This window comes from Paraburkholderia silvatlantica (assembly GCF_003096715.1).
GTDB classification, from domain to species: Bacteria; Pseudomonadota; Gammaproteobacteria; order Burkholderiales; family Burkholderiaceae; genus Paraburkholderia; species Paraburkholderia silvatlantica.
This window is the reverse complement of record NZ_QEOL01000021.1, coordinates 59,052-74,950: the sequence shown is the minus strand read 5'-3', so window position 1 is coordinate 74,950 and position 15,899 is coordinate 59,052. Positions and strand designations below refer to the sequence as shown.

Below are 15,899 nucleotides of genomic sequence, written 5' to 3'. Positions count from 1 at the left end.
AGCTTGCGCGGGCGCGGGGCCGGCGCACAGGGTGTCGACTACGCCGCAGGCGGCGCGAAGCGCGATTGAGGGATAATAGCGGATTGCGCCCGCCGCGCGCCTTGCCCCATTCCCGTTTTTGGGGAGATCCGCAGTTGACAGGCAGCACGCGCGCCCGGCTCCGGTTTCACGCGCCTTCCCTGGCGCTTTTCCAGTTGCACCATGCGTATCCTCAATCTCTCCGCTTACCAGTTCGCCACGCTCGACAAGACCCCCGAGTGGCGTCCGCTCGTGCTCGAACGCTGCCAATCGCTCGATTTGCGGGGCACGATCCTGCTCGCGCCGGAAGGCATCAACCTGTTCGTGGCCGGCGATGAAGCCAACGTGCGCGCCTTCATGGACTACATCAACCACGATCCGCTCTTCGAGGGCAAGTTCGCGACGCTGCGGTTCAAGGAAAGCTTCTCCGAAACGCGGCCCTTCAACCGCATGCTCGTGCGCCTGAAGCGCGAGATCATCACGATGAAGAAGCCCGCGATCCGCCCCGAGGAAGGCCGCGCGCCTTCCGTCGCACCTGTCGTGCTCAAGGCGTGGCTCGACCGCGGCTTCGACGACGAAGGCCGGCCCGTCGTCATGCTCGACACGCGCAACGCGTTCGAAATCGACGTCGGCACGTTCGACAAGGCGCTCGACTACCGCATCGACAAGTTCAGCGAATTTCCCGCGGTGATCGAGGCGAACCGCGCCGACCTCGACGGCAAGACGGTCGTATCGTTCTGCACAGGCGGCATTCGCTGCGAGAAGGCCGCCATCCACATGAAGGAAGTGGGCATCGAGCACGTGTACCAGCTCGAAGGCGGCATTCTCAAGTACTTCGAGGAAGTGGGCGGCGCGCATTACAACGGCGACTGCTTCGTGTTCGACCAGCGCACCGCGCTCAATCCCCGGCTCGAGCCGACGGACACCGTGCAGTGCTTCGCGTGCCGCGCCGTCGTAACGCCGCAAGAGCAGGCTTCGCCGCTCTACGTCGTGGGCAAGAGCTGCCCGGCGTGCCATCCGGAGCGCGCGGGCGCGTCGGGTGCAGCGGCTCAGGCCGCCGCCTAAGTCGCGCGCGTGAGCGCAACGCCGCAAGGGTATCACGGGCGCTTCGCGCCCTCGCCCACTGGTCCGCTGCACTTTGGCTCGCTCGTTTCGGCGCTCGCGAGCTGGCTCGACGCGCGAGCGCATGGCGGCGCCTGGCTCGTGCGCGTGGAGGACATCGACGGCCCGCGCACCGTGCCGGGCGCGGCCGAGGACATACTCGCGACGCTTGCGGCCTTCGGCTTCCACGCCGACGAGCCGCCCGAATGGCAAAGCCGCCGCACCGGTCTTTACCGCGCGGCGCTCGACCGGCTGATCGCCGCAGGCCACGTCTACCCGTGCGGCTGCACGCGCAAGGAAATCGCCGATTCGCAACTGCGCGCGCACGAGCGCCATACCACGCTGATCTATCCGGGCACGTGCCGCGACGGCCTGCACGGCAAGCGCGCACGCGCGTGGCGGCTGCGCGTGCCGGACGAGGCAACAGCGGACGAACCTGAGGACGAGCCTGCCGGCGCCCGCGGCAATCCCGCACTGATCCGCTTCGGCGATCGCTGGCAAGGCCCGCAGCAGCAGAATCTCGCAACCGAAGTCGGCGATTTCGTGCTGCTGCGCGCGGACGGCCAGTGGGCCTACCAGCTCGCCGTCGTCGTGGACGATGCCGAACAGCGCATCACGCACGTGGTACGCGGCGCAGACCTGCTCGACTCGACGGCGCGGCAGATCTGGCTCCAGCAGTGTCTTGGCGTACCGACGCCCGCTTACCTGCACGTGCCGGTCGTCACCCACGCGGATGGGGAAAAGCTCTCGAAGCAAACCGGGGCGCAGGCGCTCGATGCGTCACGGCCTCTGGAAGCGCTGCTGGCCGCGGCGCGGCATCTGGGCCTCGAATTGCACGATCCCGCGCCCGCGACGCTCGCGGCGTTCCAGCTGGACGCGATCGATGCGTGGAAGCGGCGGCTCGGGCAATTGCCTGCAGCTTAAGCAAAAACGGCATGCCGCCAAAAGCGACATGCCGTTTTTTCTGCGCGGCGCGAGTCTTTCGCGCGCGCACTCAATTCGACGAAGACGACGTCGGCTTGTTGCGCCACGACGACCCGAGGCCGCCCAGCAGCGCCGCGAGCGGCTGCTTCGATTGCTGTTTTTGCGGCGCGGCGTTCGCGGGCGTGTCTTCGGCCTTGTTGCGCGCGCTCGCCGAGGGCTCGTAGGGCTTCAGGAAAAAGTCGTCGATAGGCTGCGAGCGATGATGATGCGGGCGCTCGAACGACGCCGCGCGGCGGTGCGCGCCGCGCTCGCCGCGGCCTTCGCGGCTCTCATAGCCGTCGCGCTCGCGGCGGCGGCCGCCGCCCTCGTGATGCGGCACCGGCACGTCGACCACGAGGCGCTCCACGGTCAGCGGACGCTTGATGAGCTTCTCGATATCGGCGAGTTGCTTCTTCTCGTTCGGGCTGCACAGCGAAAGCGCGTCACCCGAGGCGCCCGCGCGGCCGGTGCGGCCGATACGGTGCACATAGTCTTCGGCATTGAAAGGCAGGTCGAAGTTGATGACGGCGGGCAGCTCGGCAATGTCGAGGCCGCGCGCGGCCACGTCGGTCGCCACGAGCGCTTCGATTTCGCCGCGCTTGAAGGCGTCGAGCGCCTGCATGCGCTCGTTCTGCGAGCGGTCGCCATGGATCGCGGCGGCGACGATGCCCTGCTTTTCGATCTGGCGCGCGAGGCGGCTCGCGCCGATCTTGCTGTTGCAGAACACGATCACCTGCTTCAGGCCCCGGTCGCGGATCAACTGAACGACGGCGCCGGTCTTGTCGCCTTCGGCGACTTCGTACACCACCTGGGTGACGTTGGTCGCGGTGGAATTGCTGCGCGCCACCTCGATGGTCTGGGGCGTGCGTAGATAGGTCGCGGCAAGCTTCTTGATCTCGCCCGAGAACGTGGCCGAGAAGAGCAGCGTCTGGCGCTCCTTCGGCAGCAGGTTCAGGATGCGCTGCAGGTCGGGCAGGAAGCCCATGTCGAGCATGCGGTCGGCTTCGTCGAGCACGAGCATCTGTACCTGGCCGAGGCTCGTGGTCTTTTGCTGCACGTGGTCGAGCAGGCGGCCTGGCGTCGCGATCAGGATCTCCACGCCGCGGCGCAGCTCGTCCGACTGCGGATTCATGTCGACGCCGCCGAACACCACGGCGCTGCGCAGCGGCGTGTGCTGCGCGTAGGTGCGCACGTTGTTGGCGACCTGGTCGGCCAGCTCGCGCGTCGGCGTGAGAATCAATGCGCGCACCGGATGGCGGGCGGGCGAGGCGCTCGTGCTCGCCATCGGCAGGAGGCGCTGCAGGATCGGCAGCGAGAAGCTCGCCGTCTTGCCCGTGCCGGTTTGCGCGGCGCCCATCACGTCGCGGCCCGTGAGGACCACGGGAATCGCCTGCGCCTGGATCGGCGTGGGCGTCGTGTAGCCCTGCTCCTTGACGGCCCTGAGGATTTCGGGGGCCAGACCAAACTGGTCAAAGTTCGCAGTGCTGGGCGTGACGGCTGTGTCGGACATGGTGGCTTCGCTATAAAGGCGCTATTCGCGCAAGGCGCGGGAGCGCCTCAAAAGGTCACTGCTGGGCATTGCAGGTCGATGCAAAGGCGCCCGGACACTACATCGGGCGCCCTGCGGCGACGGGCGGAACGCACGCCCGCGAGGGCGCCCCGGCAAACGGATGGCCCGGGATGGCCCGTGGACGACGAGAGAATCTGCCGGGGACGGGGCGCAGGCTCCATGGCCGCGCTCGCACGGGTTCAACCCAGCCAGACTCGCTCGATTCCAGATGGTTCCGGCGCCATCCACGCCTGTCGACTGGCGTGCGCACCGGATATGTCAAACGGCTCGATCGGCTACTCGGGCCGATCCAGCAAGCCTCGGGGCGGCTTGTGACCGGCGTACTGCAGGCGTTCTGCCCGCCCTTTGCTGCAGGCGCAAAGGGCCGAAAGGCCGGTATTGTAGCACCTTGGCATAAATCCCTATGGCAGCAGACCATGCGTTCTGCACCGCGGCGCACGAGAACACCCCGTGCGCCGTGCGCCGTGCGCGAAGCATCGCACCCTCTTTTCGCCAGCCCGCTGTTCGCCGCTCACCACGTCTCGCGCATGACCATCAGCCGCAGTTCGGTCATATCCTCGATCGCGTAACGCACACCCTCGCGCCCGAGGCCGGAATCCTTCACGCCGCCGTACGGCATGTTATCGACGCGAAATGACGGAATGTCGTTGATCACCACGCCGCCCACCTCGAGCCCGTCCCACGCGCGGTGCGCGTGGGCGAGCGAATCCGTGAACACGCCCGCCTGCAGGCCGAAATCGCTGTCGTTGACGATCTCGATCGCCTGGCCGAAGTCGTCGAAACGCTCGAGGATCGCGACCGGCCCGAACGCCTCCTTGCGGTAGAGGTCGGTGTCGCGGCGCACGTCTTCGAGCAGCGTGGCCTCGAACATCGCGCCGTCCACCTTGCCGCCCGCGACGATCTTCGCACCCGCGAGCACCGCGCTCTCCATCCAGCCCGCCAGACGCCTGGACTCGGACTCCGAGATCATCGGCCCGACGAAGGTCGTTTCGTCCTTCGGGTCGCCCATCTTGAGCGTCTTGACCCTGGCGATGAGCTTGTCGCGCAGCGCGTCGTAAATCGACGCGTGCACGAGAATGCGCTGCACGCCGATGCAGCTTTGCCCCGACTGGTAGTACGCGCCGAACGCAAGGCGCTCGACGACGTAATCGAGCTTGCCGCCCTGATCGCCGTCGACAATGGCCGCCGCATTGCCGCCCAGTTCCAGCACCACTTTCTTCTTGCCGGCCTTCTTCTTGAGGTCCCAGCCCACCGCGGGCGAGCCCGTGAACGAGAGCAGCTTGAAGCGCTCGTCGGTGGTGAAGAGGTCCGCGCCGTCGCGGTGCGCGGGCAGGATCGAGAATGCGCCCTTGGGCAGGTCGGTTTCCGCCAGCACCTCGCCGATGATGAGCGCGCCCACCGGCGTGCGGCTCGCGGGCTTCAGCACGAACGGCACGCCGGCGGCGAGCGCCGGCGCGACCTTGTGCGCCGCCAGATTGAGCGGGAAATTGAACGGCGAGATGAACGAACACGGTCCGATCGGCACGCGCTTCACGTAGCCGTGATAGCCCTTCGCGCGCGCCGAAATCTCGAGATTGACGATCTCGCCGTCGATGCGCACGCTCTCTTCGGCGGCCACGCGGAACGTGTCGATCAGGCGCGTGGCCTCGCCGCGCGAATCGTTGATCGGCTTGCCCGCCTCGATGCACAGCGCCATCGCCAGCTCGTCGAAGCGCTCGCGAAAGCGCGCCACGCAATGGTCGATCACGGCCTGGCGCTTGTACGGCGGGAACGCGCGCATGGCGGGCATGGCGGCTTCGGCCGCCGCGATGGCCTGGTCGATCGCTTTCGCGTCGGCGAGCGCGACGCGCGTGGCGACTTCACCGCTGTATTTGTCGGTGACTTCGAGGTCGGTGTTGGCGGCGACGGCCTCGTTGGCCAGGTAATACGGATAGGTCGGTTTGAGCATGACGGGTTCTCCGTAAGTGCAGGGTCAAAGCGGCGGCGTCAAAGCTGCGCGCTCAGGCGCTTGATGTCGCGATTGAGCACGCGCTCGTTGTCCGAATAGTCGATGGGCACGTCGATCACATGCACGCCCGGTTGCGCGAGGCATTGCTCGACGAGCGGCTTGAGTTCGTCCGCCGACCCCACGCGATGGCCATGCGCGCCGTAGCTCTGGGCATAGTCGACGAAATCGGGGTTCTGCAGCGTCATCCCGTAGTCGGGGAAATTCATGTTTTCCTGCTTCCAGCGGATCATGCCGAACGCGTCGTCGCGCAGCAGCAGCACGACGAGATCGAGCTTCAGGCGCACCGCGGTCTCCAGTTCCTGCGAATTCATCATGAAACCGCCGTCGCCGCACACGGCGACGACCTTGCGCTGCGGATGCACGATCTTCGTGGCGATGGCCGAGGGCAGCCCCGCGCCCATCGAGGCGAGCGCGTTGTCGAGCAGGATCGAATTGGGCTCGCGCGCGCGGTAGTAGCGCGCGAACCAGATCTTGTACATGCCGTTGTCGAGGCACAGGATGCCGTCCTCGGGCATCGCGCCGTACACGTCGTGCACGAGCCGCACCGGGTACAGCGGAAAGCGTTCGTCGTGCTGGCCTTTGGCGAGATGCGCCTCGAAATGGCGCTTGATCTCCTCGAAGCGCGCGAAGTCCCACGCGTGCTCGCGCGGTTTCAGGCTTTCCTTGAGCTGCCACACGGCGTTGGCGATGTCGCCCACCACCTCGATCTGCGGGAAATACACGGGGTCGACTTGCGCGCCGAGAAAATTCACGTGGATGACGGTTTTCTCTTCTGCGCTGCGCATGAAGAACGGCGGCTTTTCGATCACGTCGTGGCCGACGTTGATGATGCAGTCGGCGTGCTCGATCGCCCGGTGCACGAAGTCGCCGTCCGACAGCGTGGCGTTGCCGAGCCAGAGCGGATGCGACTCGTCGATCACGCCCTTGCCCATTTGCGTGGTGAAGAACGGGATGCCAGTTTCGTCGACGAACTCGCGCAGCACGTTGCGCGTGGTCTTGCGATTCCCCCCCGCACCGATCATGAGAAGCGGATGGCGCGCCTTGCAGATCGCGGCCACCGCGTGCGCGACAGCCTTTTCCTCGGCCACGGGCCGGCGGCTGAAGCTCTTGGGAATGGGCTTGCCGTCGCCCTCTTCGTCGGCTACGTCTTCGGGCAGTTCGAGATGCACGGCGCCGGGCCGCTCCTGCTCGGCCTGGCGAAACGCCTCGCGCACGAGCGCCGGAATGTTGCCGATGGAGACGATCTGACGCGCGTACTTGGTGAGCGGCTCCATCATGCGCACGACGTCGACGATCTGGAAGTGGCCCTGCTTGCTCGACTTGATGGGCTTCTGGCCCGTGACCATCAGCATGGGCATGCCGCCGAGCTGCGCGTAGGCGGCCGCGGTCACGAAGTTGGTGGCGCCCGGCCCGAGCGTAGCCAGACACACGCCGGTGCGGCCCGTCAGCCGTCCGTAAGTGGCGGCCATGAAGCCCGCGGCCTGCTCATGGCGCGTGACGATCAGACGAATCTTCGAGCGCCTCAGCGATTCGAGCAGATCGAGGTTCTCTTCCCCTGGAATACCGAACACATAATCGACGCCTTCTGCTTCGAGCGCCTTCACGAACAGATCCGATGCTTTCATCGACCACCTCGCTGGCAAGAGCGCGGCCGGCGGCGCGGGCGGCAGCCGACCTTCGCGAACAGGCCGACAGGTTACTCCGGCAAGGCGGAATGCGTCGTGAAGCGTGCGTCGGGCGTTAGCGCATGATCGTCGCGCAGCCCGAGAGCACCGGCTTCGGACTCGCGTCGGACGTGACGTCGTAGAGATCCGCGCCGGGGCCCCTGGTCCACCACGTGTAGCGGTCGGCGACGTACTTCACGCCCGAAGCGGCGATCACGCCGACGAAAAGGCGCTTGCGGCCGTCCACTGGCACGAGCGCGAAGCTCTGGCCGTTGGCCGCGTTCAGATAGGTGACCTTGAAGGTCTTGCTGTTGGCGCAGGTGTAGCTGAACGTGTGGCGCGACTGCACCTGGATGTCGCGCACTTCGAGCGGGGCCGCCGCATTTGCCGCATGCGCCGCATTCGCCGCGCCCACGTGCAGCGCGGCGGCGAGACCGCACACTGCCGCCAGCCGGATGGCACCGCTTCGAGCGTCGATCATGGTGTTCTCCTGCTGCGTAGGCGTTGCGCCGGCCCCGCTCCGTATGGTCACTGCGCGGCGGCGCCCGGCACCGGACGCACCGCCGCGGCCGCTTCGCGGGCGCGCGAGCGGGCCTCGCCGGTGTCGGCGCCCGTGGCGAGCGCGACGCCCATGCGGCGCTTCACGAAGCTCTCGGGCTTGCCGAACAGGCGCAGATCCGCGCCCGGCACGGCCAGCGCCTCTACGACGCCCTCGAACGCGATGCCGCGCGCGTCCATGCCGCCGTAGATCACGGCCGAGGCGCCCGGACCGCGCGCCGTCGTATCGACGGGCAGGCCGAGAATCGCGCGCGCATGCAGTTCGAACTCCGAGAAGCGCTGCGACGCGAGCGTGACGAGGCCCGTGTCGTGCGGGCGCGGGCTCACTTCCGAGAACCACACCTCGTCGCCGCGCACGAACAGCTCGACGCCGAAGAGACCCCGGCCGCCCAGCGCCTCGGTCACCCTGTGCGAGATCTCGCGCGAGCGCTCGAGCGCCTTCGCGCTCATCGGCTGCGGCTGCCACGATTCGACGTAGTCGCCATCCACCTGGAGGTGGCCGATCGGATCGCAGAAATACGTCTGCACCTGGCCGCTCGCCGGGTCGGTGGCGCGCACGGTGAGCTGCGTGATTTCATAGTCGAAGTTGATGAAGCCTTCGACGATCACGCGCCCGCGGTTCACGCGGCCGCCCGCCAGCGCATATTCCCAGGCGCGCTCGACGTCGGCGTCGCTGCGCACGACCGACTGGCCCTTGCCCGACGACGACATCACCGGCTTCACCACGCACGGATAGCCGACCTTGGCGACGCCCGCCTTCAGCTCGCCGAGCGAATCGGCGAACGCATAGGGCGAGGTGGCGAGGCCGAGTTCCTCGGCGGCCAGACGCCGGATGCCCTCGCGGTTCATCGTGAGCTGCGCGGCGCGCGCGGTGGGGATCACCTCGGCGACACCCTCGGCTTCGACGGCGGCGAGCGCGTCGGTGGCGATCGCTTCGATTTCGGGCACGACGAGATGCGGGCGTTCGGCGTCGATGAGCGCGCGCAGCGCCTTGGGATCGGCCATGTCGATCACGTGCGCGCGGTGCGCGACCTGATGGCCGGGCGCGTTTTCGTAACGATCGACGGCGATCACCTCAACGCCGAGCCGTTGCAGCGCGATGATCACTTCCTTGCCAAGCTCGCCCGCGCCGAGCAGCATGACACGGGTGGCGGAAGCGGAAAGCGGCGTGCCGATGCGGGGGCGGGTTTGCATGATGTCTCCAGAATGACGGGATGGCGCAAATGCGTAAGAGCGCCGATGTTAACACGCGGCCTTGCCGCGGCGCGGCGCTTTGGCGCGTCGGCAGCCGTCCGGTTCAGGCGCGCCGCACGCACGTTTGCGCTCGCATGCTGCAGCGCGGTGCGTTACGCTTACGCCTTCGTCGATTACGAGGAACGATGCGATGCCTACTAGCCGGACGGCGAGCCAGACGCCGAGCCAGACGCCGAGCCAGACGCCGGGCCCGCGCCCGCACGTGAATATGCGCCTGCGCCTGCGCCCTGCCCGAGGCGAATTCGCGCGAAAGCTGGCCTCGCGCACGACGATGCTCGCCGCGGCCCTGCTGGTGTGCGCGTGCAAGCTGCCCGTGCACACGGACGCCTCCGCGCCGCTACCCGATCCGTTCAACCCCGCCACGACGCAGTTGCTCGACAACACGCACTGGCAGCTCGTGGAATGGAAGCGCGCCGACGGCACGATGCGCGCCCTGCCGGGCCGCAACGCCGAAGCCGGCAACACCGAAAACCCCGACGCTCGCCCCATCACGCTCGACCTCTCGACCGAGAGCGGCCAGCGCCGCGCAAGCGGCTTCTCGGGCTGCAACCGCTATTTCGGCGCCTATGTGCTCAAGAACGGCCTGCTCTCGTTCAGCCAGCTCGGCAGCACGCGCATGGCGTGCATCGGCGCGGGCGGCGACATCGAGGGTGCTTATCTGGAAGCGCTCTCGCATATCGCCCGCTCGGGCGTGCAGATGCGCCATCCGCAATCGCTCTTTCTCGTGCTCGAAAACGGCGACCGCCTGACGTTTGCCGAGCAGGGCGCCGAACCAGGCACAAGCCCGGCCGCGACGCCCGGCACAGCCTCCGACGCCAAACCGGCGCAGTGATCGGTGCGCGCATGAGCCGCCGCGCCCTTGCCCGGCGCGGCTCTTTTTTTGTTGCGCGCGAACCAAAGCGGCGCGCGCAGGGTCTCTGGCGTGTCGGGCGCGCAACGCCTGCCGTGCCGCGCGCAACACCGCCCCCAAGCGGATGGCGGCGCGCAGGGGCCGAGCGGTTACACTCCACACGTCGCACACCTTCTCTACGTACATCTTTGGCATGCACACGGTAGTTCCTGGCTGGTTCGGCGTTTCGGCCGTCTGGTTCATCCCTCTGATCTGGCGTCTCGTGAAGTCCGTGCTGCCGGGCGGCGCGGGCCTGCGCGGCCCGGGCACGATCCGGCTCTGGCTCGGCTTCGTCGGCGTGCTCGTGGCGAGCTGCGCGCTCGAAGCGACGGTGATCGACATCGCCGGTTTCGACGCGCTCGGCCACGCGCTTTCGGGCGGGCTCGGCAAGCTCATCGGCCACGTGGCCGCGCCGCTCGCGATGACGGCACTCCTCCTCGTGAGCTTGCCGTGGCTGCTCGACTTCCAGTGGCGCGAATTCCTCGCCTGGGCCGACATCTCGCTCGGCCTCGGCCTGAACATCCGCGCCGCGCGTGAGACCGAAGACAGCCCGCGCCGCGAACGCCGCAGCCGCCGTGCCGCGGCCGAAGACGGGCTGCCCACGCATGGCGCGGCCACCTTCAATCCGCCCGTGCCTCGCGACGGCGCGCGACGCAAACGTCCGACGATCTGGCGGCCGCCGGCGCGCGACGGGCGCGACGGGCGCGAGGGCCGCGATAACCCGCGCACAGCCGGCGCGATGGCCACGGGATTCGGCGCGGCATCGGCCGCCGCCACCGCACAGGACACCTCTGCGGATGCAGCGTCGTGGCGTGCCGAACCCGGCTTCCGTAGTCCCGCCGATCCCTCCGCAGCATGGGCGCGCACCGAACCGACCGCGGCCGCCGAATGGCTGCGCGGCACGCGTGCGCCGATGCCGCCGGTGCAGACGCCGCCTGCGGGTGCGTCGCGAGCAGCGATGGAACCGCCGCGCGTGCCGTTGCAGCCAGGTGCGCCGCTCGGCGAAGCGCGCCGCCAGCCGGCGCGCGGTGCAAGCGCAATGCAGGCAATGCCGGACATGGCGCTTGCGCATGGGGCGCAGGGCGTCCCCGCGCAACCCAATGCGCCATGGCGGGCGCAGACGGGTCACACGCGCGCTGCCATGCCAGCCGCGATGACGGGCGCGGCTGCGCGCGCAGCCGCGGCGGCGCACGGTGCGCCGCTCGCCGCCGGTGCCGCCGGTGCCGCCGCCGCGCGCAGCGCCGCGTTCGGCACGACGCCGGCGCCGCTCGATCCGCTGACTTCGCCGTTCGCACTACCCGTCATGCCGCGCCGCACGGCGCCGCCGCCTGCGGCGGGCAGCACGGCCGCGCGCGCCGCTGCCGCCGCGCCGCCGCGCGTCGCGAAGCCGCCGAAACCGTACGTCTGGCAGGGGCAGCCCGCGCGCGTGAACCCTCGCCCGCCCATGAGTGCGCCGCGCACTGCGCCGTTCGGCCCGCATCTGGCGTCGGAAACGCCGCCCGCGACGCCCGCCTACTCGCGCCCCGCTCCCAGCAGCGCACCGCAGGCGCAAGCACCGCTATCGATGAGCGTGCTCGAAACATTGCGCTCGATCGAAGAGAACGCCGCACGCTGGACCACGCTTGCCGGCGCGAGCCTCGCACGCCGCACCCTGGACGACGCGGACGCGCTCGCGGGCGAGGAGCAAACGCGTGCGCAATTCCCGAGCGCATCGCCGGACATCGCGACGGCGGCGGTGCCGGCGACGACTGCGGCTGGCCCCCTGGAAACGGCGTTCGCTCCGGTCACGCAGCCGGAAAGTAACTACGCTTCGCCAAACCCGGGTTCGCAATCGTTCGAGCAAGCACACCCCTCGCCGCAACCGGGCGACACGACGCCAGACGCGCCGTCCGCTGCCCCCGACCCTGCCGCGGCCCGGAACCCGGCATCGTTCGAGCCGAATTTGCTCAGCGCTGGCTACACGACTGCGCCGCCTACCCGGCAACCAATGCTCGCGCACGTGGACGAAGCCACGCAAGGCGCCTCAAGCGAGGCAACGCATGTCGAGCCGGTGCAAGCGACTGGCGGGGAGGCCGTCACGCCTTCCACCTGGTCAACGCCGGATCACGGCATGCCGTGGATCCTGCTCGACGACGAACCGTCGGCCGCCGCCCCCGCCGAGTTGCACGCCGCCGAGACGCACGCCGCCGAGACGCAAGATGTGCACGAACCACACGAACGGCTCGACACATCGGCCGCATCGAACATCGCGCACTTGCCCCGGTTCGCTCGCGAGGCACAACCCGACGCCGCCGCAACGCCTGCGCAGCAAGCAGCGCCCATTAGCGAACAACCACTCGAAGCAAGCGCCCGCGCCGACGCAGTGGTCGAACCGGCATCGACGACGACCCCCGACGAATCGGCGTACGGCACGTACGGCAGCACGTTCGAAATCTCCTCGCGCGAGACGCCTGCCCATGTCGCGCCCGTCGTGCCCAGCGAGACCGCCAGCGTCGATGAATACCCCGCGTCGACGGATCGAGCGCAAGGGATTGCGAACGAGGCGGCCCAGGTCTTGCCGACGCCTGGCGCGCCGGCAGCCCAGGCAACGGCTTTTGACGCGACGCCTCTACCCACAGTGCAGGCGAGCGCACCCGAAGCAACGCCGCCATGGGTTGCCGAATCGCAGACGCAAAACCGTCCTGCACCTGCCGAGGTCACGCTCACGCCGACTCCCTCGCAACCCGCAACGTCGGCTCCCACCCCGATAGCGGCCCCCGCGGCGCCCTACCCCGCCATCGCGAGCGAACCCGACGTCGCGAGCCCCGACTTCGAGTCCGCATTCGAAGCCATCGAAGCGCCCGAAACCATCGAAGCGCCCGAAGCCGTCGAAGCACCCGAGCCCGCAGTCCAGCGCGCTCCCGTGCGCGGCCACGCGCCCACGTCCTTCGTGTTCGAGCCGCTCAGCGCATCGGCGGTCGAACTGCCTGGCCTCGATCTGCTCGAGCGCGCATCGTCCGAGATCGAGCCCGTCTCCGAGCAGAGGCTCGCCGAAACGAGCCAGCTCATCGAGCAGCGTCTCCAGGAGTTCAAGGTCCCCGTGACGGTGGTCGGCGCCTCGGCCGGCCCGGTCATCACGCGCTTCGAAGTGGAACCCGCGCTCGGCGTGCGCGGCAGCCAGATCGTCGGCCTCATGAAGGATCTCTCGCGCGGCCTCGGCCTCACGTCGATCCGCGTGGTCGAAACGATCCCCGGCAAGACCTGCATGGGCCTCGAACTGCCGAACGCCCGCCGCCAGATGATCCGCCTGTCCGAGATCCTCGAATCGGCGCCATACCATCGCTCGCAGTCGAAGCTCACGATCGCGATGGGCAAGGACATCGTCGGCCATCCGATCGTCACCGATCTCGCCAAGGCCCCGCACATGCTCGTGGCGGGCACCACCGGTTCGGGCAAGTCGGTCGCCATCAACGCGATGATCCTCTCGCTCCTCTACAAGGCGACGCCCGAGGACGTACGGCTGATCATGATCGACCCGAAGATGCTCGAGCTTTCCGTGTACGAAGGCATTCCGCATCTGCTCGCGCCGGTCGTGACCGACATGAAGCTCGCCGCCAACGCGCTCAACTGGTGTGTGGGCGAAATGGAGAAGCGCTACCGGCTGATGTCGGCGGTGGGCGTGCGCAATCTCGCGGGCTTCAACCAGAAGATCCGCGACGCCGAAGCTCAGGAAAAGAAGATCGGCAACCCGTTCTCGCTCACGCCGGAAGCCCCCGAGCCGCTCTCGCCGCTGCCGATGATCGTGGTCGTGATCGACGAACTCGCCGACCTCATGATGGTGGCGGGCAAGAAGATCGAGGAATTGATCGCGCGTCTCGCACAGAAGGCGCGCGCCGCCGGCATCCACCTGATTCTCGCGACCCAGCGACCCTCGGTGGACGTCATCACCGGCCTCATCAAGGCGAATATTCCGACGCGCGTGGCGTTCCAGGTGTCCTCGAAGATCGACTCGCGCACGATTCTCGACCAGATGGGCGCCGAGTCGCTGCTCGGCCAGGGCGACATGCTGTTCCTGCCGCCGGGCACGGGCTACCCGCAGCGCGTGCACGGCGCGTTCGTCGCCGACGAGGAAGTGCACGCCGTCGTGGAATACCTCAAGCAGTTCGGCGAGCCCGAGTACGTCGAAGGCATTCTCGACGGCCCGGCTTCCGAAGGCGCGCCGCAGGACCTCTTCGGCGACTCGCCCGACGCCGAAGCCGATCCGCTCTACGACGAGGCGGTCGCGTTCGTCGTGCGCACGCGGCGCGCGTCGATCTCGTCGGTGCAGCGGCAACTGCGCATCGGCTACAACCGCGCCGCGCGTCTGGTCGAACAGATGGAAACGGCGGGCCTCGTTTCGCCGATGGGCATCAACGGCAGCCGCGAAGTACTCGCGCCCGGCGGCGGCCAGGGCGAGTAAGCAAGCAGGCGCGCCTCGCGCCTGCTTTCCTCATCTCGAAACGTTACTGCGCGACGAACTTGAAATCGACCGGCGAGCCGATGTCGACGCGCTTCGGGTTCGGCTCGAGCAAACCGGTCTGCTGATCGCGGCGGAACACGTAGGCGGTATCGCTGTTCTGGTTGCCCACGATGAGCCACTGTCCGGTCGGGTCGATCGCGAACTCGCGCGGCGACTTGCCGAGGCTCGACTGGCGCCCCACGCGCTTGAGCTTGCCGCTATCGCCATCGACGGCGAAGATCGAAATGTCGTTGGCGTCGCCGCGATTGGAAACGTAGAGGAACTTGCCGTCCGGCGACAGATGGAGCGCCGCCGCGCCCTGCGTCCCCTTGAAGCCCGGCTCCGCGAGCTTCTCCACTTGCTCGAGCTTCATATGGCCATCGTGATAGGCAAACACCGTCACGGTGGCGGCCAGTTCGCTCGTGAGATACGCGTGCCGCCCGTCATTGCCGAAGATCAGGTGACGCGGACCGCTGCCTGACTTCACATCGGTATACCGCCACTCCGCCGGGCTCACGAGGCCGCGGCTGCCGTCGGGCGTGTAGCGATACGTCCAGAGCTTGTCGGTGCCGAGGTCCTGGGTGAAGAGGTAGCGCCCGTCCGGCGAAAACACCGTCGAGTGCACGTGGGCGTTGTCCTGACGTCCCTTCACGGGGCCGCCGCCCTCGTGGTGCACGGTGAGCACGGACTCGCCCAGCCTGCCGTCCTGCTGCACGGGCAGGACGGCGAAGCTGCCGCCCGGGTCGGCGGCGACCGAGTAGTTCGCCACGAAGAGATAGCGCCCATCCGGCGAGAGGCTCAGGTAGCAAGGATCGTTGCCCTGCGCCGACACCTTGTTGAGAAAGGTGAGCTGACCGCTTGCGGCATCGAAGCCGAACGCGCTCACGTCGCCGCGCAGGCTCGCGGGGCCGTTGTCGCCCGGCAGTTCGTTCACCGCATAGACAAAGCGGTTGTCCTTGCTCACCACGAGAAACGACGGGTTCACGGTTTTCGCCACGCTGACCGGCTGCATCTCGCCAGTCTGCGTATCGAAGCGGTAGACGTAGAGGCCCTCGCTCTTGCCGCCCGTATAAGTGCCGACTATCAGGTTGTAGACACCGCCCGCGGGCGCGGTCGTGGAAGCGGATTGCGCGAACGCATGCGTCGCGGCGACGGAAGCCATGATGACAACACCTTTGATGAGCTGGGTGAGCAGATGCGCGGGTCCGCGCTCAGTCCGGCGCGTACGGGCAAGGCTGACTGAATCGGCAGATGAGCGGATAGACGAGCGGGAGGGCGCGGGTACGGCATTTGCGGCGGCACGGCGAAGGAACATGTCGACCTCTTTTTTCTTGTCGATGCAGGGGAGCGGGTCGGCCCTCGTCGCAATGCCGACCGTATTTGTCCAGCTTTCGTCT

General features: G+C 68.1%; 10 protein-coding genes. 4 read left to right on the top strand and 6 right to left on the bottom strand.

Translation table 11 applies throughout. The features are described 5' to 3' along the window. Window positions 1-201: 201 nt before the first annotated feature. Together C7411_RS25170 and gluQRS are read left to right on the top strand one after the other, a co-directional pair. Window positions 202-1,083 carry a sulfurtransferase gene (locus tag C7411_RS25170; protein ID WP_110386749.1) on the top strand — a complete coding sequence of 294 codons (882 nt, stop codon included), beginning with the start codon at window positions 202-204 and terminating at the stop codon, window positions 1,081-1,083. 9 nt (window positions 1,084-1,092) lie between these two features. Next, a complete protein-coding gene (gene gluQRS / locus C7411_RS25165) occupies window positions 1,093-2,043 on the top strand; it encodes a tRNA glutamyl-Q(34) synthetase GluQRS (protein WP_110386748.1) in 951 nt (316 codons plus the stop codon). Window positions 2,044-2,113: 70 nt separating this feature from the next. Here the strand turns inward: gluQRS and C7411_RS25160 are convergent, their stop codons facing one another. The 5 genes from C7411_RS25160 to purT all read right to left on the bottom strand — a co-directional run bounded on the left by C7411_RS25160 (window position 2,114) and on the right by purT (window position 9,076). After that, on the bottom strand, window positions 2,114-3,592 hold the full coding sequence (locus C7411_RS25160) for a DEAD/DEAH box helicase (RefSeq protein ID WP_110386747.1): 1,479 nt from the start codon (window positions 3,590-3,592) through the stop codon (window positions 2,114-2,116). 571 nt (window positions 3,593-4,163) lie between these two features. Next, complete coding sequence (locus tag C7411_RS25155) at window positions 4,164-5,600, bottom strand: aldehyde dehydrogenase family protein (RefSeq protein ID WP_110386746.1); 1,437 nt, start codon at window positions 5,598-5,600, stop codon at window positions 4,164-4,166. A 38-nt stretch (window positions 5,601-5,638) separates the two neighbouring features. Continuing rightward, complete coding sequence (locus C7411_RS25150) at window positions 5,639-7,285, bottom strand: acetolactate synthase large subunit (protein WP_110386745.1); 1,647 nt, start codon at window positions 7,283-7,285, stop codon at window positions 5,639-5,641. Window positions 7,286-7,400: 115 nt separating this feature from the next. After that, complete coding sequence (locus C7411_RS25145) at window positions 7,401-7,805, bottom strand: MliC family protein (protein ID WP_110386744.1); 405 nt, start codon at window positions 7,803-7,805, stop codon at window positions 7,401-7,403. A 47-nt stretch (window positions 7,806-7,852) separates the two neighbouring features. Next, window positions 7,853-9,076, bottom strand: a complete 1,224-nt coding sequence (gene purT / locus C7411_RS25140; protein WP_110386743.1) for a formate-dependent phosphoribosylglycinamide formyltransferase — start codon at window positions 9,074-9,076, stop codon at window positions 7,853-7,855. Window positions 9,077-9,344: 268 nt separating this feature from the next. Here purT and C7411_RS25135 point away from each other — a divergent pair, with 268 nt between their 5' ends. Both C7411_RS25135 and C7411_RS25130 read left to right on the top strand, forming a co-directional pair. After that, entirely contained in the window at window positions 9,345-9,968 is a 624-nt protein-coding gene (locus C7411_RS25135; RefSeq protein WP_110386819.1) for an META domain-containing protein, read from the top strand. Window positions 9,969-10,179: 211 nt separating this feature from the next. After that, window positions 10,180-14,463 (top strand): FtsK/SpoIIIE family DNA translocase, encoded by a 4,284-nt coding sequence (locus tag C7411_RS25130; protein WP_110386742.1) that lies wholly within the window; start codon window positions 10,180-10,182, stop codon window positions 14,461-14,463. A gap of 43 nt (window positions 14,464-14,506) precedes the next feature. Here C7411_RS25130 and C7411_RS25125 read toward each other — a convergent pair whose 3' ends face one another. Next, on the bottom strand, window positions 14,507-15,664 hold the full coding sequence (locus C7411_RS25125) for a lactonase family protein (RefSeq protein WP_110386741.1): 1,158 nt from the start codon (window positions 15,662-15,664) through the stop codon (window positions 14,507-14,509). Window positions 15,665-15,899 lie beyond the last annotated feature (235 nt).